This is a genomic window from Pseudarthrobacter sp. 1G09, from assembly GCF_050038305.1.
Classification (GTDB): Bacteria; Actinomycetota; Actinomycetes; order Actinomycetales; family Micrococcaceae; genus Arthrobacter; species Arthrobacter equi.
In genome coordinates this window covers 4,139,532-4,160,582 of sequence record NZ_CP188306.1, presented here as the reverse complement: position 1 = coordinate 4,160,582, position 21,051 = coordinate 4,139,532, and the positions used below count along the sequence as shown (strand labels likewise).

The following is a 21,051-nucleotide window of genomic DNA, read 5'->3' as shown; positions in this document are numbered from 1 at the left end:
GGGTTGTTTAGCCTTCGGCCGCCGTCCCCGAAGTACCCAGCGCCCCGCGCATCGCTTCCACCACCAAATCGTGGTCTGCTACCTGGGGCAGCCCGGACACGGTCACCGTGGCAACCGCTCCTACGCCCGGGACGTAGACCGGGAATGCACCGCCGTGCGCGGCATAACGGGACTGGTCGAACCACGCATTGTCCTCGATCCTCCCGCCACGGGCCCGGCCGCGCAGGCCCACCAGCAATGACGGCACCTCGTAGCGGGCGGCCGTACGCTGCTTCGCGCGGACCCAGTGTTCGTTGTCCGGGGTGGCTCCGGGGAGCGCAACATGGAAAAGGACCTGCTCGCCCTTGGTGATGTCGATGGCGATGGGAAGATTCCGCTCCTTGCCGAGCTCCACCAGGAGCAGGCCAAGGTTAAGGGCGTCATCCGGCGAAAAGCCGGGGAACTGCAGTTCCCGGATCTCCGCCTCAATCCGGCCGATCAGGGCCTGGAGCGAGCCCTCCGGCTGGGCATCGGCGGAGTCGGGATCGTACTCAGTCACATCTGGCGGTTTGGCGGTCATGGCCCACAATCTACCGCTCTCCAGGTGTAAACTTGAGCACGCCTGGAAGGGCGCTAAACATTCAAACGCAAGACATCCACAGCATCATCAACAACACATTTACGACAGGGGAGCGCCGCCATCGGCCCCGGCACCAGCCGGGAAACGCAGGTGGGCGCTGAGAGTGCGGACAGCCGCAGACCCTCGAACCTGATCCGGTTAGTACCGGCGCAAGGGAGTCGAGTTCTCGAAGTGCGCGGGAAATGGCGGCAGCAGCCGGCACCCACGTCCACTTTCCCCTCCTGTTTCCAGGAGGATCACATGACTACTTCAGCAATCAAAAAGCCCGCCAGCAAGTCCTGGCGCGTCGTGGACATTGTGGTGGCGGCCCTGATCGCCATCGCCGGCGGCGTCATCTTCTGGGCCTGGTCCCAGGGAACCGCCGCAATTTCCGCGCCGATGAACGCAGCCTACCCGCCCCTCACCGGCCTCCTGGCCGGCGGCTGGATGATCCCGGCGGTCCTGGGCATGCTCATCATCCGCAAGCCCGGAGCTGCCCTGTTCTGCGAAACAGTCGCCGCCACCGGCGAGCTGCTCATGGGCTCCCAGTACGGCGCCTCCGTGTTGTTCTCCGGGTTCGTCCAGGGCCTGGGTGCCGAGATCATTTTCGCCATCTTCGTCTACCGGAAATTCAACCTCCCGGTCTCCCTGCTGGCCGGTGCCGCGGCGGGCCTCTTCTGTGGCCTGAACGATTCCTTCGCGCCGTGGGGCTGGAACATCGCCTACTCGGGCGGTGACAAGCTCGCGTACATCGCCTTCACCGTTGTTTCCGGGGCCATCATCGCCGGCGCCCTGGCCTGGATCGCCACCCGTGGCCTTGCCCGGACCGGCGTGCTGAGCTCTTTTGCATCCCGGAAGGCCGCTACGGAGCCCGTCTTCTCCTGATGCCGGCACCATCCCACGCGGCCGCACCCCAAACGGTGCGGCCGGCCACGGTCATCGCGCGCGGCTGGGGCTGGCGGCATGCGGGCCGCACCACACCGGCCGTTCACGCCCTCGACCTCCACATCAGCCCGGGTGAGCGGGTACTCCTGCTTGGCCCGTCCGGGGCAGGCAAGTCGACGCTCCTCCATGCGCTCGCCGGGGTACTGGGCGATGCGGACGACGACGGCGAGGCAGGCGAGTCCGACGAGAACGGTTCGTTGCTGGTTGACGGCGGCTCCCCCCGCGGCCAGCGGGGCCGAGCCGGCCTCATGCAGCAGGATCCCGAGACCCAGGTGGTCCTCTCCCGGGTAGGCGACGACGTCGCCTTCGGCGCCGAAAACCTCGCCGTGCCCCGCGATGCCATCTGGCCGCGCGTGCACGAGGCGCTGGCCGACGTCGGGCTGTCCCACCTGCCGCTGGACCACCCGACGTCGGCCCTGTCCGGCGGGCAGAAACAGCGGCTGGCGCTTGCAGGCATCCTCGCGATGCGGCCCGGGCTGATCCTGCTCGATGAACCCACCGCCAACCTGGACCCGGCTGGTGTGCTCGAAGTCCGGGACGCCGTGGCCCGCTGCCTCGACAAGACCGGCGCCACGCTGGTGGTGGTGGAGCACCGGGTGTCCGTGTGGAAGGACCTGGTGGACCGGATCGTGGTGCTGCAGCCCGGCAGCGGCACCAACCCTGCGGTGCTCCTTGACGGCCCGCCGGACCGGGTGCTGGACGAAGCGCGGACCATGCTGACGGCAGCCGGTGTATGGGTTCCCGGGTATGTACCCTCCACCCGCGGGCGGGCCGCGGAACAGGCCACCGGGGCCGGAGGACTCCTGCTGGCCGCGGAAAACCTGGCCGTCTCCCGGCAACGCCCGCGCCGCAAAGGCTTCCGGAAAGTTCCGCCGGTGCCCGTCCAGGAGGGCATTATTGCCCAGGTCCGCGCCGGCCAGGCGCTCGCAGTCACCGGACCCAACGGCGCAGGGAAATCAACCTTCGCGCTGACCCTTGCCGGACTCCTCGAACCGGTCAAGGGGACGGTCTCCGCGACGACGGACCTCAGCCGCGGCGCCGGAATCAACCCGTACCAGTGGAAAGCGGAACAGCTGATCGAGCGGATCGGCACGGTGTTCCAGGAACCCGAGCACCAGTTCGTCACCGGCAAGGTCCTGGACGAACTGGTCTTCGGGCCCCGGCACCTTGGGCACGGTGAGGACAGGGTTGACGAGTTGCTGGAACGGTTGCGGCTCACCCACCTGGTGGACGCCAACCCGTATACCCTGTCCGGCGGCGAAAAACGGCGGCTTTCCGTGGCCACAGTCCTGGCGGCAAGCCCGCAGGTACTGGTCCTGGACGAGCCCACATTCGGCCAGGATGCCAATACCTGGGCCGAGCTGGCATCGTTCCTCTCCGAACTCCTGGACGCCGGAACGGCAGTGGTGTCCGTGACCCATGACGCCGAGTTCACCGCGGCCCTTGGTGGCACGGAACTCAAACTTGCAGCGGCGGAAGCGGTGGCGCCATGAGGCAGGAACTGAACCTCCGCGGAAACGCTGCGCTCCTGGCCCGCGCCAACCCGCTGAGCAAGCTGGCCGCCGTCGTGCTCATCACCGTGGTCCTGGCGCTGTCCATCGACTGGGTGTCCGCGTCCGTGGCGCTGTTCTTCGAACTGCTCCTGTTCCCGCTTGCCGGGCTCACGCTGGGGCTGCTGTGGCAACGCGGCTGGCCGCTGATCCTTGCTGCCGCCGTGGGCGGGTGGAGCACCTCCATCCTGGCGCCGGACAGCGGCAGGACACTGATCGACGCCGGCATCTGGACCATGAGCGAGGGCTCGCTGGAGACCGGCGTGGGTTTCCTGCTGCGCGGCCTGGCCATCGCGTTGCCCGCAATACTCCTGGTGAGCTGCACGGACCCCACCGATCTCGCAGATGCGCTGGCGCAGAAGGCCCGGCTGCCGCACCGGTTCGTCCTGGGCACCCTGGCTGCGATGCGCCTCGTGGGGCTGATGGCCGAGGAATGGCAGACCATCGGCATGGCCCGGCGGGCCCGGGGAGTTGGCTCGCGCGGCAGCGTGCTGCAGCGGGTGAAGGCCACCCTGGGGCAGAGCTTCGGGCTGCTGGTCCAGGCGATCAGGCGGGCGTCAAGGCTTGCGGTCACCATGGAAGCGCGTGGTTTCGGGGGCGGGCCACGCACGTGGGCCCGTGAATCCACCTACACGCTGCTGGATGTGTGGGTCCTGGCAGCTGGCCTGGTAATGGCCGGCCTGGCCGTCACGGCGGCGGTGTCAGCCGGCACCTGGAACATGGTGTGGGCCGGGAACTGACCCGCTAGGTGCAGGCGTGGTTGTAATCCAGCCCGGCGTGGATGAACTGCGTCAGCACCACTTTGCCGCCGCCGGTCAGCGGGGACTTCGAACATGCGGTGGCCGCTGAAGCTGCATTGCGGGATCCCGCCAGCCAGCTGGGCAACGGGTAGAGGTTACTGGAACTGCTGACGCTCCCCACAATCCTGTGCCACTGCTGGCCGGTGGAGTAGATCCCCACGCCTGCTGCGTCGATGCTGTGGAAGAAATCCGTCATGCCTTCCAAAACGGTGCGGTTGGCATCCTTGCTGCTGGACCACGTGTTTTCGGTTTCCACATCCAGCCACCAGATGTAGTCCTCAGGGTCCGTCACTCCGCGGACGTAGGCAGCGTCGAAGGCCTTGGCGTAGCCGTACATGTAGGCGCAGGCCGTGCCGTAGTCCCCTGCCTTGCAGGAGCCGTACGGGTTGTGCACCTTCGAACCGGTGGGGTATTCGTCGCTGACCGGCCACCAGGAACCGGCCCGCCCGGGATTGGCAGTATTGATGTACAGCTGCGCCTTGGGCTGCGAGGCTACTGCCCCGGATGACGATTCGGCCCATTCGAGCTGTTCCTGAAGGCAGGGGTTGGTGTTGTTGGCCAAACCGTTATTGACCCCCACGATGGCGAACGCCCGGTCCTGCGGCAATTCCGCATCGCACTGTGGCCAGGAAACGTCGTTACCGAGGAGGGACTGGCTGCTGCTGCCCTCTTGCGGCCCTGCCGGGGAATTGGTCGGATCAGCCCACGCGGGCCCGGCGCACGTGAAAAGTACTGCTGCCACCAGCAGCCATGCCAGCCTGAACACTGGCAGGTGGGCTCGAGTCCGGGGCATGTGGGGCTCCGTTTATTGCTTGAAGAAACGTATGTTCCAGTCTCCCGCGGTATCACGGAGAGGACAAGACGCAACGCCGCGGACCAGCTCTATCGCATAGAAAAGATAAAGAAGCGGCTTAATGGAGCTGTAACCCGCCGAATTGGCTTTAGAAAACTCATAAATGATATATTCACTGCATGATCCAGGAAACCGCTGAACACGTAGCCGTCATGCTCAGGAACGCCCGGAGTGAGAAGGGCTGGACCCAGGGCCAGCTGGCCGCCGAGCTGGGAACCAGCCAGAGTGCGGTGGCCCGGATGGAACAGGGCAAGCAGAACCTGAGCCTGAAAATGATCCAGCGCCTCGAGACCATCTTCGACCGGAGCATCGTCAACGTGGGTAAACCGCAGATGACCCACCTTCGAGTGGAGGGCGGGCGCACCCTGTCCGGCTCGGTTGACGTCAACAGCAGCAAGAACGCCGGAGTTGCGCTCCTGTGTGCCAGCCTCATCAACCGCGGCACCACCATCCTGCGCCGCCTCGCCCGGATCGAAGAGGTCAACCGGATCGTGGAGGTGCTCACCAGTATCGGGGTGGAATGCACCTGGCTCAACGCCACCGACCTCCGCCTGCGCCGGCCCGCCGTCCTGGACCTCGATTCCATGGACGTGGAGGCTGCCCGGCGCACCCGCAGCGTCATCATGCTGCTGGGCCCCCTGCTGGACGAGTCCGCGGAGTACAGGCTTCCCTATGCGGGAGGCTGCGACCTTGGCACCCGCACCGTTGAGCCGCACATGCAGGCCCTGCGGCAATTCGGCCTGTCCGTGGAAGCCACGGCTGGTTTCTACGCCGTCCAGGCGCCGTCGGCTGATTCCCGGGACCGCTCCTTCGTCCTGACCGAGCGCGGCGATACCGTCACGGAAAACGCCATCATGGCGGCCACCCACCGTGAGGGCACCACGGTCATCCGGAACGCCAGCCCCAACTACATGGTGCAGGACCTCTGCTTCTACCTGCAGATGCTGGGCGTCACCATCGAAGGCGTGGGCACCACCACCCTGAGGATCACCGGCAAGCCCGTCATCAACGCCGACATCGAGTACTTCCCGTCCGAGGACCCCATTGAGGCCATGAGCCTGATCACCGCGGGCATCGTGACGAACTCCGAGGTCACGGTCCGCCGGGTGCCCATTGAGTTCATGGAGATCGAGCTGGCCACGCTGGGGCAGATGGGCCAGCAGCTGGAAATCTCCGGCGAATACGTGGCACGGAACGGCCGGACCCGGCTGGTGGACGTGACCACCAAGCCCTCGGAGCTGAAGGCCCCGGAGGACAAGATCCACCCCATGCCGTTCCCCGGCCTCAACATCGACAACCTGCCGTTCCTCGCCGTCATTGCAGCCAACGCCACCGGCCAGACGATGATCCACGACTGGGTGTACGAAAACCGCGCCATCTACCTGACGGAACTGAACAGGCTCGGCGCGCAGGTCCAGCTCCTTGATCCCCACCGGATCTACATCAACGGCCCCACCAAATGGCGCGCTGCCGAAGTGGGCTGCCCGCCGGCGCTGCGTCCGGCCGCCTGCCTGCTGCTGGCCATGCTTGCGGCACGCGGAGTGTCCGAGCTGCGCAACATCTACGTGATCGAGCGCGGGTACGAGGACCTGGCCGAGCGGCTTAACACCATCGGCGCCCGGATTGAGTACTTCCAGGGCTGACATTCACTCTTCGTCATGAAGGGGCGGGGCGCTTCAAACGTCCCGCCCCTGCCGCAGAATGTGACTATGCGTACTTTTGGCGTTGAGGAAGAGCTCCTGATTGTTGATCCGGAGTCCGGCGAACCGCTCGCCCTTGCTGACGCGCTCCTGTCCGGGCGGCACGTGGCGGCAGATGATTTGCCGCAGCTTCCGGAGGCGCCGGCCGCCAAGGACAAAGCGGACGACGACGGCATGGGCCTGAGTGCCGAGCTGAAGCTTGAGCAGATTGAGACGCAGACCCGGCCGTGCCTGGACTACGGAACGCTGCTGGACCAGATCCGTGCCGGGCGGTCCCTCGCCGACCAGGCGGCGCAGAAGCACCATGCCCGGGTTGCGGCGCTCGCCACCTCCCCGCTGGGGTCCACCAGCCACACCACGCCCGATCCCCGGTACGCCAAGATGCTGGAGCGTTTCGGGCTCACCGCCCAGGAGCAGCTGACCTGCGGTTTCCACGTCCACACGTACATCGAGTCGCCGGAAGAGGGCGTGGCGGTGCTCGACCGGATCAGGGACAAGCTGGCGGTACTGACGGCGCTCAGTGCCAACTCGCCGTTCTGGAACGGGCTGCCCACGGGCTTCGAAAGCTACCGGACCCAGGCCTGGAACCGGTGGCCAACGTCCGGGCCCGCGGCCGTCTATGGTACCTACGCCGCGTACCGCCGGGTGGTGACGCGGCTCCTGGACAGCGGCGTGATGCTGGACGAAGGCATGCTGTACTTTGACGCGAGGCTCTCACGGAACCACCCCACGGTAGAGGTCCGGGTGGCGGACGTGTGCCTGCGCGCCGACGACGCCGCACTGATCGCCTGCCTGGTGCGGGCGCTGGTGGAGTCGGCCAGCAGGGAGTGGCGCGATGGAGTGGACCCGGCGCCCGTCCCCACGGTCCTGCTGCGGATGGCGTCGTGGCAGGCCAGCAACTCCGGGCTCACGGGCGAGCTGCTGGACTTTGGCAACTTCCGACCGGCCCGCGCCGCGGACGTGGTCCGGTCGCTGGTGGATTACCTGGCGCCGGTGCTGGACGAGCAGGGCGAGCTGACACTGGCCCGGCAGGGCGTGGAGGACATCATTGCCCGCGGCACGGGCTCGGCGGAGCAACGCCAGGTGCGGGAAAAGGCACTGGCAGGCCAGCCCGAGGACTTCGGCTTCGGCGCAGTGGTGAAGCACGCGGTCAGGGTGACCATGCGCGACACCCTGGATCCTTCGGAAGTGGACACCGTTCCCGAACTGCTGCGGGTGCGGCAGTCCTAGACCGCACTGCCGGGCGGGCCGCCATCAAAAACCAGGCAGGGCACACCGCCGGCGACGCCGCCCGTGTCCGGATCAGCGCCGCCGCAGCGGAAGCACCCTAGATCTGCTTGAGGGCCTGTTCCAGGTCGCCGATGAGGTCCTCGGCGTCCTCCAGCCCAACGGACAGGCGCACCACGCCATCGGTCAGGCCAATCGCAGCCCTGCCCTCCGGACCCATGGCCCGGTGCGTGGTGGTGGCCGGGTGCGTGATAAGGGACTTGGAATCGCCCAGGTTGTTGGAGATGTCGATAACCCGCAGCGCGTCCAACAGTGCGAACGCGGCCTCCTTGCCCGTGCGGCCGCCGGACGGCGCCAGTTCGAGCGTGAGCACCGTGCCGCCGGCCTTCATCTGCTTGGCCGCGAGCCCATACTGCGGGTGGGACTTCAGGAGCGGGTACTTCACCCAGCTGACGGCGGGCTGCTGCTCCAGCCACTCGGCGAGCCGCAGGGCAGTGGCCGAGGAGTGGCTGACGCGCAGGCCCATGGTCTCCAGGCCCTTGGTGAGCACCCAGGCGTTGAAGGCGGACAGGGCGGGCCCGGTGTGGCGCATCAGCTGCTTCACGGGACCGTCAATGAATTCCTTGGTGCCCAGGATGGCGCCGCCCAGCACCCGGCCCTGGCCATCAATGTGCTTGGTGCCGGAGTACACCACCACATCCGCGCCGAGCTGGCCGCAGCGCTGCAACAGGGGAGTGGCGAAGACGTTGTCCACCACCACTGTGGCGCCCGCCGCGTGCGCCAGTTCGCTGACCGCGGCGATGTCCACGATCTCCTGCATGGGATTGGACGGGGATTCGAAGAAGACAGCGGTGGTGGGCTCGGACAGAGCGGACCGCCACTGCTCCAGGTCCGGGCCGTCGACGAACACGGTCTCCACGCCCCACCGCGGCAGGATCTCGTTGAGGATCACAAAGCAGGACCCGAACAGTGAGCGGGCAGCCACCACGCGGTCCCCGGCAGCCAGCAGCGCACCGAGGGCAGTGAAGACGGCGGACATGCCGGACGCGGTGGCAAAGCATGCCTCGGTGCCCTCCAGCAGGCGGAGCCGTTCCTGGAACGTGGCCACCGAGGGGTTGCCGTAGCGGGAGTAGACGAAGCGTTCGTCCTCCCCGGTGAAGGCGCGTTCGGCAGCGGCAGCGGATTCGTAGACGAACCCGGAGTTGAGGAAAATCGCCTCGGATGTTTCCTGGAAGTTGGTGCGGTCCAGCCCGCCGCGGACGGCCTGGGTGTCAGGGCTCCAGCCGGCGGCGTCTTCGTTGAAGGTCACTTAGTTCTTTCCGAGGTTGGTGGGCAGGCCGCGGTTCTTCCATCCGTTGACGGTGCGTTCGCCGTAACGGTCCGGTTCGCCTTCGAAGCCTTCCAAGACGTTGTAGGAGGTGAAACCCGCCTGGGTTGCGGCCGTTGCCGCCGCGATGGAGCGCTGCCCGGAGCGGCACAGGAACAGCAGCTCGGTGCTGCGGTTCTCCGGGCCCTGCTGCTCAAGGTCGGTAATGAATTCCGGGTTGGGAATGCCGCCCGGGAACGTCCACTGGATGAACAGGGGATCGTTGTCCGTGGCCTTGGTGTCCGGGATGCCGATATGCGCCCATTCGCCCTCGGTGCGGACATCCACCAGGATGGCGCCCTGCTCCAGCTTGGCCCAGGCCTCCTGGGGTGTCAGGTCTCCTGCGTAGCTCATGCGTGGCCCTCGCCGTCGAACTCGGGTTCGTCAGCGGCGGATTCCAGGTGGTCCACGGCGGTGGCGACGGCGGCATCAGCGGAGGCGATGGCTGCGGGGAGCACCACGGCCTGGGCCACGATGACGCTGCTGCCGTTGAAGGTCGCGGCCGGGCTGCCGTGCAGCACGTACCCTTCCGCCAGGGCGGCCGAGATCCGCTCACAAAAAGCGCGGTCGTCCGGGCCGCTGATCAGGCGGTAGGACAGTTTCTCTTCGGGGACAGGTGCGTCAGACATGACGGATCTCCTTCTCTCACGCTTGCAGCTCGAATCGGTCGATATGCCGAGTATTCACCTGAGGCACCCCGCCGTGGAAGGAGGGTTGCCGACCGGCCAGTCAGGGCTTGGCGCCGGTACTCATTACTCCCCAAAAACGTAACACCTGCCGCCGGGAGCCGCACCGCCGCCGTCGTCATCTTCCGTAACTGAACCGGAAACACAGGGTCACGGGGGTGCGGAGCGCTTTCGGGGCAGCGCCCGACGTCGGCATTGCCGCAGGTGGGCGGGTTTTACGCTGCTTCCTGCATGCTTTCCCGGCGGGCCGCGACCGATAAAGTACAGGTGGGGCCGCTGCCCCATCAGGTCTTTGGCACCGGGGGTTTCCATGAGCACGCGTCCATCCGCGCGACGACGCACCAAGCCTTCGGTCCGTCGGTTCCGCGCGGGCGCGTTGAGGGTGTGGACGTTCCTTGCCGCTGTCCTTCTGGCAGCGTGTGCCGTGGTGCTGCCTGCAGGTGCCGCCCGCGCCGCTGACCTCAGCCCGGACGAGGGAAAGCCCCTGCTCGGGGCAATGCTGGAATGGGGTGAGGATTCCGCTGCCGGTTTCGCCGAACGGCTTGGCGCATCTCCGGCCGTCTACGGGCACGACCTCGCCCTGCCGTACCGCGCGTCGGAGCAGGGCAACCTCCGGGGCTTCCTGGAGCAGGCATCACTGCAGGGTTCGCATGCGATGTTCACCGTGAAGCCCAGCGTGCCCCTCGACCAGATTGATGACGCTGCGGCGGCGTCCTTTGCCCGCGAAGTGCGTCGGCTGGCGTCTGGCTTTACCGGGCAGGTGCTCATTCGATTTGCCCCGGATATGAATGCCAGCTGGGTGGAATGGGGCCAGCAACCCGGCGCGTACCGGAATGCCTTCCGTGCGGTGTCCGCGGCGTTCAAGAAGTCCGACGACGGTCCGCTGATGGTGTGGGAGCCGTACCTTGGCAAGGACTATCCCTTCGCCCGGAGCCGGAACGCGCCAGCGCCCGGCAGCGAGGGTTTCGCGTTGCTCGACACCAACGGTGACGGAACCTGGGATGGGGCGGACAGCGCCTACGGACCCTACTATCCCGGCGATGACGCCGTGGACTGGGTGGGCCTGACCGCCTTCCACGACGATACGGCCGGCGGGGCGGCGGTGAACACGGTGCCACGCGCGGGCGAGCTCCAGGAGATGCTTACGGCCTCCGGCGGGGAAAACTTCTACAGAGACTATTCAGCCGGGCGTGGCAAGCCGTGCGTGCTGCAGACCGCCGCGTTCTACAGCCCGTCCTCCGGGGGCGCGTCCGAGGTGGACGTCAAGGCCGGCTGGTTCGACCAGGTGGTGGGGGCCGCCACGTCCGCCGAGTTCCAGAAGACTGCGCTGGTGATGTGGGACGAACGGACCAGCACCAGGGATGCCGGCGTGGCGGGCATCAGCTGGCTGCTGACCGGCAACTCCGCCGTGGCCGAAGCTGCCCACGCGCGGCTGAAGGATTCGTCAATGGTGACAGGCCCCGTCACGGAAGTTGGCGCCGGCGGCAGCTATGTACGGGCCAACACCCTGACGGGCGCGGCAGCCTGGACAGTGGGCGTGGCGCTGATCCTCCTGCTGGTGGCACTGTGGCAGGTTCCCCGCAGGGTGAACGCCGCTACTGCCTGGGGCTACGCCGACCCGTCCAAGCGGGATTCCCGGGTGGACCTGCTTCGCGGCGTGGCCATCGTCTTCGTGGTGGTCAACCACCTGGGCATGACATCGCTGTTCCAGCTGCTGACCCAGGAGGCAGTGGGCTTCGTCAGCGGCGCCGAACTGTTCGTGCTGTTCTCCGGCCTGGTGGTGGGCATGGTCTACGGCCCCAGGGTTCGCGAAGACTTTGGCACGGTGTTGGACCTGACGTCCCGCCGGGCCGGCAAGCTGTACCTGACGGCGCTGGTGGTCCTGATCGGCGTCTTCCTGGTCTCGCTCCTCCCCATTTTCCGGACCGAGGCGCTCACCACGTTCGTGGACCAGGGAACCGGCGGGGCCGGCCACCAGGGCGCCGGCCGCACCTACGATCTGTACGCGGGGATGGAATCCCTCTTCCAGTTCCCGGTTCCGCCACAAATCCTTCCTGCCGTCTTCCTGCTGCAGTTCGGCCCTTGGCAGTTCAACGTCATGGGCCTGTACGTGGTGCTGCTGCTGGTCAGCCCGCTGATCCTCGCAGCGCTCAGCCGCGGCAAGGCCGTCTGGGTGCTGGCCGCAACGCTGGGGCTCTACGCGGTCGGCTCCATCACCCGATTCAGGCTCTTGCCGTCGCAGTTCGAGGATTCGTTCCCGCTGCTTGTCTGGCAGGTGCTGTTCGTCATCGGGCTCGTGGCGGGCTACCACCGGCGGACCATCGTGGCGTGGCTGTCTGCCAGGACGTGGCTGGTAGTGGCATGCACCGCCGTCGCGCTGCTGTTCGCTTTCCTGTCCTGGGGCAACCCCTACCTGGCCAATGGCTTCGACGTCCGCCTGGCCCTTATTCCGGACACGACATACCGGGCCATGTACGACGCACTGTTTGCCCGCACCTACCTGGCTCCGGGCCGGCTGCTCAACGTACTGATCCTGGTGGTGGCCGCCTACGCGCTGCTGACGGTTTACTGGAAGCCCATCGAGCGGGTGCTGGGGTGGTTCCTGATCCCCTTGGGGCGGGCCACCCTCTACGTGTTCATCATGCATGTGGTGCTGATCGCCGTGGTGGCCAACATCCCTCCACTGCAGCAGGAGAACGTGCTGCTCAACACCGCAGCCTACGCCGTAGTCCTCGGGCTCCTGTGGGCGATGGTCCGGACGAAGTTCCTCTTCAAGATCATTCCAACGTAGCCGCCGCCTTCGGGAGCCGGGGGTGGCACCCCTGGGGGCTACTGTCCGTGCGGCAGGATGAGCTGGTGCAGCAGGTGGTCCTGCCATGTTCCGGCGATCTGCAGGTACTCCGGGGCAACTCCGATTTCACGGAACCCTGCCCTGCCCAGGATCCGCCGCGACGCCGCGTTGTGCAGCAGGGTTGCGGCCTGGAGGCGGTGGAGGCCAAGCTCCCTCTGCGCGTAGCCGGCCGCGAAGCGGACAGCGGCCGTGCCAACGCCCCGCCCCAGGAGGCCGTGGTCCACCCAGTAACCAAGGTTGGCGCTGAGGAACGGGCACCGGACGATTCCGGTGAGAGTGATGGCTCCGACGATCCGCCGGCCCGCCGATGCGCTGCCGGAATCCTCGACGAGAACCCAGGGAACTTCCGTGCCCAATACCAGCTGCTCACGCCTGGTCCGGATCAGTTCCCGCTGAAGCGGGGCGGTATAGAACGCGTCCGACCGGTAGGGTTCCCACGGCGCCAGGTGTTGCCGGTTCCGGGTGTACGCCTCTGCGAGGGCGTGCCCGTCATCTCCGTGGAGCAGCCGGATGCCCACGCCGTGGAGCAGTTCTTCTGGCTCGGCGACGGGTGCGGGGCGTGGGTTGTTCATCCTTCGATTGTGCCGTGCAGTGCGGCAATACCTGCAGCCCGCACCCCATGAAAAATGCTGTGGCACGCGTGGTGCCACAGCATTTGATTCGTCTTAGATGAGGCCGGGGTAGCTGGCGACGATGTAGTCGGCTGCAGCCGGTCCCTTCATCCGCAGGCGGTTGTGCCGCGGGTTGACCCGGTGCTTCATGGCTGACCAGAACTGCGGTTCCGCGCCCGGGGAGTGCTCGTTGATGAAGCACCAGCTGGTGTAGAGCCCGAACAGGCGGTCACGGTTGAGGCCATGTTCTGTGGAGTCGTCGAGGTAGGTGGCTTCCTGGAGGAACAGATCAAACTGCGAATTGGCCATGACGGCTTCCCTTCGCTAAGTGCGTGGTGTCGCCATTCGGCTATAGCGGCGGGCCTCCACGCCCTGCACGGGGCGATGGAGTGTGACTTGACCCCTTGAAAATTTGGGGACTCTCAGGCGGACTAACTGCCTTATCTACAATGTAGACTTTACTCGTAGACTACAAGAGAAGCAATGCCCCCAGTTGCCAGGTGCCGCAGCCGCCGGGTCCGGGCGTTCCAGACCCAAGGATGGAACCATGGATTCCCCCGAATCTCGCGAAGCCAGCGTTCAGGCGCGGCGCAAAACACCCCTCAGCAGGGAAACTGTCCTTGCCAAAGCCTTGGAACTAGTGGATTCCGGCGGCGTTGACGCCCTCACCATGCGGCGCCTGGGCCAGGCGCTGGACCGGGATCCCATGAGCCTGTACCGGTATGCGGAAAACCGTGCGGCGCTGCTGGACGGCGTGGCAGAACGGGTTCTTGACGAACTCCCCGTTCAGCCGGACGATCCCGATTGGAAAGCGCAACTCCGCCACATTGCGCACGGCCTGCGCCGCCTGGCCCTTGAGCACCCCAACGTGGTGCCGCTCCTGGTTACCAGGCCGCTGTCCACGCCGTTGGGCCTGCGGCCCTTGGGCACGCTCCGGCCACTGGAGCAAATCCTTTCACTGCTGATCCAGGCGGGATTTGCGCCGGCCGGGGCCCTGCACGTCTACAGGGCCTACTACGGCTTCCTCTACGGACACATCCTCAATGAGCTGCAGGAATTCGTGGTGGATCCGGAGGAGAACGAGGTGCTGCTCCGACTTGGATTGCACCGCCTTCCGGCCAAGGAATTTCCCCGGCTCCGCGCCCTGGCCCCCGCATTGGCAGACTACGACGGTTCCGAGGAACTGGACAGGGGACTCAACATCCTTTTGACCGGCCTGGAAGCAGAACTGTCGGTACAGCCTACGGCCTGACTGCCGGCCGGCGGAACCTACTCGAACGAAGCCCGCCGCCGGTCCTGAAGCCGGGTATTCCAGACGTCCGGCCGGTTCACCTGGAACCGCCGGCCGGTGAGGGCCTTGGCGTTCAGCCGGATGTAGTTCGATTTTTCGCCGGGCTGCCAGGGTTCCAGCCCCAGGCTGTCCACGGCGTCCATTTCGCTCTGGTCCTCAATGATCTGGGTATCGCCGCGCACCACCACACTCCACGCAAGCTCGCTGGCGGGGTCGTAGCCGTCGATCTCCAGGGCCGCCGGGCGTTCCATCATGGCGCCCCACAGCTTTGAACCGGCCGCGGTTCGGAAGGCGATGCTCCGGCGGTTGACAACGAAATTAACGGGAAATACCTCGGGGTGGCCGTCGACGACGATGGCGAGCCTGCCCAGTGTGTCGTCAGCCAGGAGTTCCCAGCAGTCGTCAAAGGAAAGGTTTTCGATTGGCAGCTTGAGCGAGTCCATGGTCCACACCTTACGGGCGAAGCGGGACGCGGAAAAGGGACTTCACCTCTTGTTTCAGTGCTATTCGATTCCGGCGTAAAGCCCGGTGAGCTCGGCCGTCAGTTCCTTCTGCAGCGACGGGGTGCCAATCTGTTTGCCGTCGATGGTGTTAACGGGGGCGAGCAGGCGGACACTGGAAATCAGCCACACCGCGTCGGCATCCAGCAGGTCCTGCGGTTCCAGGGGGCCGTAGCCCAGTTCCCAGCCCGCTGCCTTGGCCGCGGTGAACAGGGCGCCCTGGGATGTTCCGGGGAGAATGCCGCTGTCCAGCTGCGGGGTGATGAGGCGCTTGACGGTGGTGCCGTCGCCGGACTTTTCCACATGGGCCAGCAGCACCGTGGACGTGGGGCCTTCAAGCACGCGACCATCGGAGGACAGGAAGATGACGTCGTCGGCGCCCTGTTTGCGGGCATGGCGCAGTGCGGCCATGTTGACGGCATAGGAGAGCGTCTTGGCACCCATGAGCAGCCACGGTGCGCGCTCGGCAACGTCACTGTCGTAACCGCGGTCAAGGAGGATGACGTCGATGCCCGTTTCGCGCTGGCGGCGGCCGGCTGCCGGCGCGGCGGAGACCTGCACCCAGGCGGTGGGGGAGGCCGCGCCCTCCACGCCGCGGGTGACCACCAGTTTGACCACCAGCTCGTCGTCGCCTGGCGTGGGGGCCGGGCGCTGTGCGTGGTGCTCGGCAATGGCGGCAGCGATGGCCCGCCGCCACTCATCCTGCCCCGGGATGCTGAGGTCCAGCGCTTCGGCGGAGCCGCCCAGGCGGTCCAGGTGGGCTTGGATCTTCCGGACTGAGCCCCGCACGGCGAGCATCGTTTCGAAGATGCCGTCCCCCCGGGTGGCCCCCTGGTCCGTGACCATCAGCTGCGGCTGGGAGGCATCGGCCAGCCGGCCATCGGGGTAGGCGGGATCAAGGAAAACGAGTACCACGGGGGCGGGAGAGGTCATGGCTCCAGCTTAGTGCGGTACCGCGCGGATAAGCTGGGCGGAGTGCCCGGACGGAACCCGTCCGCCGGGAGCTCATCTTCCGGGGGTTATCTCGTGTTGTGGCCATTTTCGCTTGCCGGCACTGCGCCGATGTGGGTAGTGGTGATCCTTGGCGTGGCAGACCTCGCCATCAGGATCCTGGCGTTGGGAATCATCCCGGGCAACCGGCGCCCCACCACGGCCATGGCCTGGCTGCTGGGCATCTTCTTCGTGCCTTTCGTGGGGATCGTCCTCTTCCTGCTTTTCGGCAACTTCCGGCTGTCCAGCCGGCGCCGCGAGCAGCAGCAGCAGGTCAACGAGAGGGTGCAGGCGGGCATCACGGCCCTCTCGGACGCCGAGAGCGACTATGAGGGCCCTGAGTGGGTGAAGTCGGCCGGGGAACTGAACCGCCGGCTGGGTTCGCTGCCCATGGTGGACGGCAACACGGTGGACCTCATCCCCGGTTACCCGGACTCGATCCTTGCCATGACCGAGGCGGTGCGGAAGGCGAAGAAGTTCGTCAACGCCGAGTTCTACATCATGAGCACCGACCACATCACCGATGACCTCCTGACCGCCCTCGAGGAAGCCGCCGAACGCGGCGTCGAGGTGCGGGTTCTCTTTGACCACATCGGCACCCTGCGGGTCAAGGGCTACAAAAACCTCCTCAAGCGCCTTAGAGCCGGCAAGATCCAGTGGAAGCGCATGCTGCCGCTGCTGCCCATTCACGGGCAGTGGCGCAGGCCGGACCTCCGGAACCACCGCAAGATCATGGTGGTGGATGGTGAGCTGGCCTTCACCGGGTCGCAGAACCTCATTGAGCCCTCCTACAACAACCCCCGCCACCGGAAGGCAGGCCGCGAATGGGTTGAGCTGATGGCCTGCCTCCGCGGACCGATCGTGACCACCCTGAACGTCGTCTTCGCCACCGACTGGCTCAGCGAAACCGACGAGTCGCTGGAGCACCAACTGCAGCTTCCGGTGGATACGGCTCGGGGGCACGTCACCGCCCAGGTGGTGCCCAGCGGCCCGGGATTCATCACGGAGAACAACCTGCGGCTGTTCAACACCCTGATCTACTCGGCGCAGCACCGGATTTCCATCTGCAGCCCGTACTTCGTCCCGGATGACTCCCTGCTGTACGCCATCACCACGGCAGCCCAGCGCGGCGTGGACGTTGAACTGTTCGTTTCCGAAAAGGGCGACCAGTTCCTGGTCCACCACGCCCAGCAGTCCTACTACGAGGCGCTGCTCGAGGCCGGCGTACGGATCTTCCTGTACAAGGCGCCGTTCGTGCTGCACGCCAAGCACTTCACCATCGACGACGAGGTGGCAGTCCTGGGCTCGAGCAACATGGATATGCGCTCGTTCTCCCTGAACCTTGAGGTGTCCGTCATGCTGCTCGGCGCGGACATCGTGACCAAGATGCGCGCGGTGGAGAACACGTACCGCGACATCTCCCACGAGCTGCGGCTGTCGGACTGGTTGAACCGGCCGCTCGCCGCACGCTATGTGGACAACGTGGCGAGGCTGACGGCAACCGTCCAATAAAGCCGGCCAGCCAGCTCCGCCCGGTGCTTTAGGGGTTGGGGAATTCCGCGCCGAGGGTTGAGAGCACGCCGTAGGCCTTGGTGCGGATTTCGTCGTATTCCGCGTCCGGCACGGAGTCGGACGTGATGGCGCCGCCGACGCCGAGGGTCAGTTCCGCCGTACCGTCGCCGTCCGCACGGATCACCAGGGTCCTGATGGCGACTGCCAGGTCCGTGGCACCGTTCAGCGAAAAGTATCCGATAGCACCCGAATAGATGCCGCGGGGGCCGGCTTCCAGCCGGTCAAGGATGGCCATGGTGCTGATCTTCGGTGCCCCGGTCATCGAACCGGCAGGGAAGCACGCGGCCACGGCTTCGGCCCGTGGGGATCCCGGCGGCAGGGTGGCGTCGATGGTGCTCACCATCTGGTGCACGGTGGCATAGCTTTCGATGGCACACAGCCGGCTCACCGTCACGGAACCGGGGACCGCGAAATGGCTGAGGTCGTTCCTCAGCAGGTCCACAATCATGATGTTTTCGGCCCGGTCCTTCAGCGAGGTGGCAAGTTCCGCGCGGAGGGCGGCATCCTCAGCGGCGTCAGCAGCCCGGCCGCGGGTTCCCTTGATCGGCTCGGCGCGCATCCCGCCGTCGGCCGCTATCCGCAGGAAACGCTCCGGCGACGTGCTCGTTACGGCCAGCCCGTCAAACGCCAGGTAGCTGGCGAAGGGTGCCGGGTTCCGCCGGCGCAGGGCCAGGTACGTGTCCCACGGGTCCAGGGAACCGGCCGGTACGCGTGCGGCGAGGGTGGTGGTCAGGCAGACTTCGTAGGTGTTGCCTTCGGCGATTTCGCGCTGCGCCCCGGCAATTTTGGCCCGGTAGGCTACACCGCTGTCCCGGCTCGCGAACACGGGCACTGAGGAGCCGCCGACGCCGGTGCTGCCGCCAACAATGGCAGCGCCGGCCAGTTCGGCTGTGTTCCGTCCGTCCGATCCGGTGGGTGCAGCTGCGGCCTGCACGGCTGCCCGTGCAGTGTCCAGCCATTCGGCGGCGTCCGGGGCGTCCAGGGCCAGTAGCCATGCCGTGCCTTCCGCATGGTCCAGGACCACTGCCCGTCCGGCGAAGATCAGCGCAGCGTCCGGCGTGGCCGCGGAAACGTCGCTGCCGCCGGTCTCCCGTTTCAGTTCGTAGCCCAGGTAGCCCAGCCATCCCAGGGTGAACTCTCCGGGGTAGCCCTCCGGGGCGCGGACCGCCCGGCGGCCCCACACGGTGTCCAGCCACCGGAAAAACGGTCCGTCCACGGTGGCGGTCACCGTGCCCGCGGTGATGTGGCTGGCTCCGGACCGGTGCGTGACGGACTGGCCGAACGTGCCGCCGTCGTCCGCCAAAATGCTGAAGCGGCTGCGTTCAGCGGCCATCCTGACGGTTGGATCGGCGGGGTCCCCGCCCGCCGCCGGCACAGTGTTGAGCGATGCCCCGGCATTGGACGAGTCGAGCCAGACGGCGTTGGCGGATGCGCCGTACAGGGCACGGAACAGCTCAGCGGCCTGCGGGCGTGCGTGGAGCCGTTCCGAACGCAGGCTCAGGCCCCGGCGGGCGGACAGCTCGGGGGCGAGGACGCGTGCCAGCACTGGGAGGTACGGCAGGAGCTGCAGCACGTCCTCCGGGGCGCTGTCATCGGCCACGTTCCGGATGTGCAGGTCCGCCTCGGCGGCAACATCGTCCTCGGCCAGCCATGCGGACTCCTGGGCGGCCCACTGGTCCCAATAGGGTTCGTAGGTTTCGCCGTCCCGCTGCAGTGCCCGGGTGCGGCGGACTTCCTCCGTTGAGTCCGCCCAGATGACCGCGCCCAGGAAGGGCCGCGCGGCGGCGGCCGCGGCGCCGACTCCCTCCACGATGACAATCTCGGCGGGAAGCGTGACCCGGGGGTCGCCGTCGTAGTGCCTTTCCCAGTCCCAGCTGGTCCAGGTGGCGGCCTCACCCCGGCTGAGCGGGCCAAGGACGGTGCTGACGTAGCGTTCGATGCCGGCGGCCAGGCCGTTCCAGCCAGGGTAGATGTCCTCGAGGTGGAACAGCGACACCTTGTGGCGGGCGCGCAGCCGCGCGGCCAGTTCCACGGCGAGGGTGGTCTTGCCTGCGCCCGAGCGTCCGTCAATGGCGATGATGACGGGGGCTGGGCTCATGGAGTAGAGCGTACCGTTTTCAGTGCGCCTGCCGCGCCAGGCGTGCATTGCTTGCAACTGCTGCCCGGATGTGGCCGACGAGGCCCGGCATTGCGGCGTGGATCTGATGCCAGACGGCATCGAAATCGGCGTGCCCGCCGTACCAGGGATCCTCGATGCCCTGGTCCAGGAGGTCCCGGCCGGTCATGGCGGGGTCGAAGCTGCGGAGCATCCGGATCTTCTCCAGCGACTCCCGGTCCGGAGCCGCCTCGCTCAGCCACGCGTAGTGGTCGATGTCCAGCGCGAGAATCAGGTCCCGGTCGCGGAACCACCCGTGGTCCCATTCCCGTGCCACATGGAAGTCCGTGGTGAGTTGCGTGATGGCCAGCCGGCGGGCAGCGCGCGGATCGATGGGCCGCCCCGCCTCGTACCCGGTGGTGCCGGCCGAGTCCACCATCACCAGGCCGTCCAGCCCCTCGCGTTCCAGTGCCGCCCGGAGCATGTGTTCAGCCATGGGGGAGCGGCAGATATTGCCCGTGCAGACGGCAATGACGCGGTATGGGCTCGACGTTGAGTTCATGTGTCTAAGCATGCGCTTTCTGGCCACCGTTGGCCAGCGGCGATTCACAATATTTGACGGATTTGTAAAGATGCATGACGGGTGATGGAAATGGGTAAGGGGCAGGGTTGAGGGCCCCAGTTCGCCCGGCGGGGCGCCCGTCCGGCGGCCGGATCCACTGATCAGTGGATGAAAGCCAGGAGGATTCCCACGCCGACGAACAGGACTCCGAACACCTTGCTGAGGACCAGTTGGCCCCGTTCGGTCTGCGTGAAGCGCTGGAACGAGCGCGCGGCCGCGGCGAAGAAAAACCACATGACCAGGATGTCGATGGCCACGATGGTGGCAGTCAGAATGGCGTACTGGGTGATCAGTGATTCTTCGGGCCGGATGAACTGCGGTGTGAAGGCCAGGAAGAAAACAATCGCCTTGGGGTTCAGGAGGTTGACCCAGAAGCCCCGCCGGAAGATCGACACTGCGGGCTCGAACGTGGACGCCGCCGCCTGCTCCTCCTGGACGGCGGGCTTGCTCAGGAACTGCCGGATGCCAAGGTAAACCAGGTAGGCGGCCCCGGCGTACCGGATGATGTTGAAGGCCAGGGGCGACCCGGAAACCAAAACGCCAACGCCCAGCGCCACGATGAGCACGTGGACAACGAGCGCTGCCTGCTGGCCGAGGATTCCCCAGATGGAGCGGCGGAAGCCGGCGTTCAGGGAATTGCTCATGGTGTTGATAGCGCCGGCACCGGGGGTGAAACTGATGAGGGCGCCGGCGCCTGCCAGGGCCAGCCACAGGGAAAATTGCACTAACCAATCTTACGAGGGCCGGCGGGCTTGCCCGTCACCACAATGTGGCCACCGGTTTGAAGGCCTGCA

Annotated in this window: 20 protein-coding genes and 2 riboswitches; of the genes, 8 read left to right on the top strand and 12 right to left on the bottom strand. The window is 66.6% G+C overall.

The window, feature by feature from the left end; translation table 11 throughout:
* Positions 1-7: 7 nt before the first annotated feature.
* Positions 8-559 (bottom strand): heme-degrading domain-containing protein, encoded by a 552-nt coding sequence (locus ACP3TD_RS19190; protein ID WP_426764595.1) that lies wholly within the window; start codon positions 557-559, stop codon positions 8-10.
* Between the two features lie 96 nt (positions 560-655).
* Positions 656-793, top strand: a riboswitch (TPP riboswitch).
* Positions 794-859: 66 nt separating this feature from the next.
* Here ACP3TD_RS19190 and ACP3TD_RS19185 point away from each other — a divergent pair.
* The 3 genes from ACP3TD_RS19185 to ACP3TD_RS19175 are packed head-to-tail and all read left to right on the top strand — an operon-like array spanning position 860 to position 3,833.
* Entirely contained in the window at positions 860-1,483 is a 624-nt protein-coding gene (locus tag ACP3TD_RS19185) for an ECF transporter S component (protein WP_426764593.1), read from the top strand.
* A complete protein-coding gene (locus ACP3TD_RS19180) occupies positions 1,483-3,036 on the top strand; it encodes an ABC transporter ATP-binding protein (RefSeq protein WP_426764591.1) in 1,554 nt (517 codons plus the stop codon). Before ACP3TD_RS19185 ends, ACP3TD_RS19180 begins: the two co-directional genes overlap by 1 nt.
* Positions 3,033-3,833 (top strand): energy-coupling factor transporter transmembrane component T family protein, encoded by an 801-nt coding sequence (locus ACP3TD_RS19175; protein WP_426764589.1) that lies wholly within the window; start codon positions 3,033-3,035, stop codon positions 3,831-3,833. Before ACP3TD_RS19180 ends, ACP3TD_RS19175 begins: the two co-directional genes overlap by 4 nt.
* Before the next feature lie 4 nt (positions 3,834-3,837).
* On the opposite strand, the gene ACP3TD_RS19170 is transcribed toward ACP3TD_RS19175, so the two are convergent.
* Positions 3,838-4,686 (bottom strand): hypothetical protein, encoded by an 849-nt coding sequence (locus ACP3TD_RS19170; protein WP_426764587.1) that lies wholly within the window; start codon positions 4,684-4,686, stop codon positions 3,838-3,840.
* A gap of 179 nt (positions 4,687-4,865) precedes the next feature.
* On the opposite strand from ACP3TD_RS19170, the gene ACP3TD_RS19165 reads away from it, so the two are divergent.
* Together ACP3TD_RS19165 and ACP3TD_RS19160 are read left to right on the top strand one after the other, a co-directional pair.
* The gene (locus ACP3TD_RS19165) at positions 4,866-6,389 is read left to right on the top strand and encodes a UDP-N-acetylglucosamine 1-carboxyvinyltransferase (RefSeq protein ID WP_426764585.1); all 1,524 of its coding nucleotides are present in this window, start codon (positions 4,866-4,868) and stop codon (positions 6,387-6,389) included.
* A 66-nt stretch (positions 6,390-6,455) separates the two neighbouring features.
* Positions 6,456-7,676: a glutamate--cysteine ligase 2 gene (locus tag ACP3TD_RS19160; protein ID WP_426764583.1), complete on the top strand. Its 1,221-nt coding sequence runs from the start codon at positions 6,456-6,458 to the stop codon at positions 7,674-7,676.
* 97 nt (positions 7,677-7,773) lie between these two features.
* Here the strand turns inward: ACP3TD_RS19160 and ACP3TD_RS19155 are convergent, their stop codons facing one another.
* The 3 genes from ACP3TD_RS19155 to ACP3TD_RS19145 are packed head-to-tail and all read right to left on the bottom strand — an operon-like array spanning position 7,774 to position 9,668.
* A complete protein-coding gene (locus ACP3TD_RS19155) occupies positions 7,774-8,982 on the bottom strand; it encodes an O-succinylhomoserine sulfhydrylase (protein ID WP_426764581.1) in 1,209 nt (402 codons plus the stop codon).
* Entirely contained in the window at positions 8,983-9,393 is a 411-nt protein-coding gene (locus tag ACP3TD_RS19150) for a rhodanese-like domain-containing protein (protein WP_015938794.1), read from the bottom strand.
* Positions 9,390-9,668, bottom strand: a complete 279-nt coding sequence (locus tag ACP3TD_RS19145) for a DUF1737 domain-containing protein (RefSeq protein WP_426764579.1) — start codon at positions 9,666-9,668, stop codon at positions 9,390-9,392. The genes ACP3TD_RS19150 and ACP3TD_RS19145 overlap by 4 nt, the downstream gene beginning before the upstream one ends.
* Positions 9,669-9,681: 13 nt before the next feature.
* Positions 9,682-9,796: riboswitch (SAM riboswitch) on the bottom strand.
* A 239-nt stretch (positions 9,797-10,035) separates the two neighbouring features.
* On the opposite strand from ACP3TD_RS19145, the gene opgC reads away from it, so the two are divergent.
* Positions 10,036-12,516 (top strand): OpgC domain-containing protein, encoded by a 2,481-nt coding sequence (gene opgC, locus ACP3TD_RS19140; protein ID WP_426764577.1) that lies wholly within the window; start codon positions 10,036-10,038, stop codon positions 12,514-12,516.
* 38 nt (positions 12,517-12,554) lie between these two features.
* On the opposite strand, the gene ACP3TD_RS19135 is transcribed toward opgC, so the two are convergent.
* Together ACP3TD_RS19135 and ACP3TD_RS19130 are read right to left on the bottom strand one after the other, a co-directional pair.
* Positions 12,555-13,148, bottom strand: coding sequence for a GNAT family N-acetyltransferase (locus tag ACP3TD_RS19135; protein ID WP_426764575.1), 594 nt, complete (start codon positions 13,146-13,148; stop codon positions 12,555-12,557).
* Between the two features lie 93 nt (positions 13,149-13,241).
* Positions 13,242-13,496 (bottom strand): hypothetical protein, encoded by a 255-nt coding sequence (locus ACP3TD_RS19130; protein ID WP_426764574.1) that lies wholly within the window; start codon positions 13,494-13,496, stop codon positions 13,242-13,244.
* A gap of 238 nt (positions 13,497-13,734) precedes the next feature.
* On the opposite strand from ACP3TD_RS19130, the gene ACP3TD_RS19125 reads away from it, so the two are divergent.
* A complete protein-coding gene (locus tag ACP3TD_RS19125) occupies positions 13,735-14,439 on the top strand; it encodes a TetR/AcrR family transcriptional regulator C-terminal domain-containing protein (protein WP_426764572.1) in 705 nt (234 codons plus the stop codon).
* 17 nt (positions 14,440-14,456) lie between these two features.
* Here the strand turns inward: ACP3TD_RS19125 and ACP3TD_RS19120 are convergent, their stop codons facing one another.
* Positions 14,457-14,921, bottom strand: a complete 465-nt coding sequence (locus tag ACP3TD_RS19120; protein WP_426764570.1) for a pyridoxamine 5'-phosphate oxidase family protein — start codon at positions 14,919-14,921, stop codon at positions 14,457-14,459.
* A 60-nt stretch (positions 14,922-14,981) separates the two neighbouring features.
* Positions 14,982-15,911 carry an aminodeoxychorismate lyase gene (locus ACP3TD_RS19115; protein WP_426764569.1) on the bottom strand — a complete coding sequence of 310 codons (930 nt, stop codon included), beginning with the start codon at positions 15,909-15,911 and terminating at the stop codon, positions 14,982-14,984.
* 129 nt (positions 15,912-16,040) lie between these two features.
* Between ACP3TD_RS19115 and cls the strand changes: the two genes are divergently transcribed.
* Positions 16,041-17,480: a cardiolipin synthase gene (cls, locus tag ACP3TD_RS19110; protein ID WP_426767308.1), complete on the top strand. Its 1,440-nt coding sequence runs from the start codon at positions 16,041-16,043 to the stop codon at positions 17,478-17,480.
* A 28-nt stretch (positions 17,481-17,508) separates the two neighbouring features.
* On the opposite strand, the gene ACP3TD_RS19105 is transcribed toward cls, so the two are convergent.
* The 3 genes from ACP3TD_RS19105 to ACP3TD_RS19095 all read right to left on the bottom strand — a co-directional run bounded on the left by ACP3TD_RS19105 (position 17,509) and on the right by ACP3TD_RS19095 (position 20,982).
* Positions 17,509-19,638 carry a chorismate-binding protein gene (locus tag ACP3TD_RS19105; RefSeq protein ID WP_426764567.1) on the bottom strand — a complete coding sequence of 710 codons (2,130 nt, stop codon included), beginning with the start codon at positions 19,636-19,638 and terminating at the stop codon, positions 17,509-17,511.
* A 19-nt stretch (positions 19,639-19,657) separates the two neighbouring features.
* Positions 19,658-20,197 carry a low molecular weight protein-tyrosine-phosphatase gene (locus tag ACP3TD_RS19100; RefSeq protein WP_426764565.1) on the bottom strand — a complete coding sequence of 180 codons (540 nt, stop codon included), beginning with the start codon at positions 20,195-20,197 and terminating at the stop codon, positions 19,658-19,660.
* A gap of 161 nt (positions 20,198-20,358) precedes the next feature.
* Entirely contained in the window at positions 20,359-20,982 is a 624-nt protein-coding gene (locus ACP3TD_RS19095) for a LysE family transporter (RefSeq protein WP_091723637.1), read from the bottom strand.
* Between the last annotated feature and the right edge of the window lie 69 nt (positions 20,983-21,051).

Excerpts from the sequence above, each read along its gene's own strand:
- ACP3TD_RS19190 (WP_426764595.1), bottom strand. The coding sequence starts at position 559 with ATGACCGCCAAACCGCCAGATGTGACTGAGTACGATCCCGACTCCGCC.
- ACP3TD_RS19185 (WP_426764593.1), top strand. The coding sequence starts at position 860 with ATGACTACTTCAGCAATCAAAAAGCCCGCCAGCAAGTCCTGGCGCGTC.
- ACP3TD_RS19180 (WP_426764591.1), top strand. The coding sequence starts at position 1,483 with ATGCCGGCACCATCCCACGCGGCCGCACCCCAAACGGTGCGGCCGGCC.
- ACP3TD_RS19175 (WP_426764589.1), top strand. The coding sequence starts at position 3,033 with ATGAGGCAGGAACTGAACCTCCGCGGAAACGCTGCGCTCCTGGCCCGC.
- ACP3TD_RS19170 (WP_426764587.1), bottom strand. The coding sequence starts at position 4,686 with ATGCCCCGGACTCGAGCCCACCTGCCAGTGTTCAGGCTGGCATGGCTG.
- ACP3TD_RS19165 (WP_426764585.1), top strand. The coding sequence starts at position 4,866 with ATGATCCAGGAAACCGCTGAACACGTAGCCGTCATGCTCAGGAACGCC.
- ACP3TD_RS19160 (WP_426764583.1), top strand. The coding sequence starts at position 6,456 with ATGCGTACTTTTGGCGTTGAGGAAGAGCTCCTGATTGTTGATCCGGAG.
- ACP3TD_RS19150 (WP_015938794.1), bottom strand. The coding sequence starts at position 9,393 with ATGAGCTACGCAGGAGACCTGACACCCCAGGAGGCCTGGGCCAAGCTG.
- ACP3TD_RS19145 (WP_426764579.1), bottom strand. The coding sequence starts at position 9,668 with ATGTCTGACGCACCTGTCCCCGAAGAGAAACTGTCCTACCGCCTGATC.
- opgC (WP_426764577.1), top strand. The coding sequence starts at position 10,036 with ATGAGCACGCGTCCATCCGCGCGACGACGCACCAAGCCTTCGGTCCGT.
- ACP3TD_RS19135 (WP_426764575.1), bottom strand. The coding sequence starts at position 13,148 with ATGAACAACCCACGCCCCGCACCCGTCGCCGAGCCAGAAGAACTGCTC.
- ACP3TD_RS19130 (WP_426764574.1), bottom strand. The coding sequence starts at position 13,496 with ATGGCCAATTCGCAGTTTGATCTGTTCCTCCAGGAAGCCACCTACCTC.
- ACP3TD_RS19125 (WP_426764572.1), top strand. The coding sequence starts at position 13,735 with ATGGATTCCCCCGAATCTCGCGAAGCCAGCGTTCAGGCGCGGCGCAAA.
- ACP3TD_RS19120 (WP_426764570.1), bottom strand. The coding sequence starts at position 14,921 with ATGGACTCGCTCAAGCTGCCAATCGAAAACCTTTCCTTTGACGACTGC.
- ACP3TD_RS19115 (WP_426764569.1), bottom strand. The coding sequence starts at position 15,911 with ATGACCTCTCCCGCCCCCGTGGTACTCGTTTTCCTTGATCCCGCCTAC.
- cls (WP_426767308.1), top strand. The coding sequence starts at position 16,041 with ATGTGGGTAGTGGTGATCCTTGGCGTGGCAGACCTCGCCATCAGGATC.
- ACP3TD_RS19105 (WP_426764567.1), bottom strand. The coding sequence starts at position 19,638 with ATGAGCCCAGCCCCCGTCATCATCGCCATTGACGGACGCTCGGGCGCA.
- ACP3TD_RS19100 (WP_426764565.1), bottom strand. The coding sequence starts at position 20,197 with ATGAACTCAACGTCGAGCCCATACCGCGTCATTGCCGTCTGCACGGGC.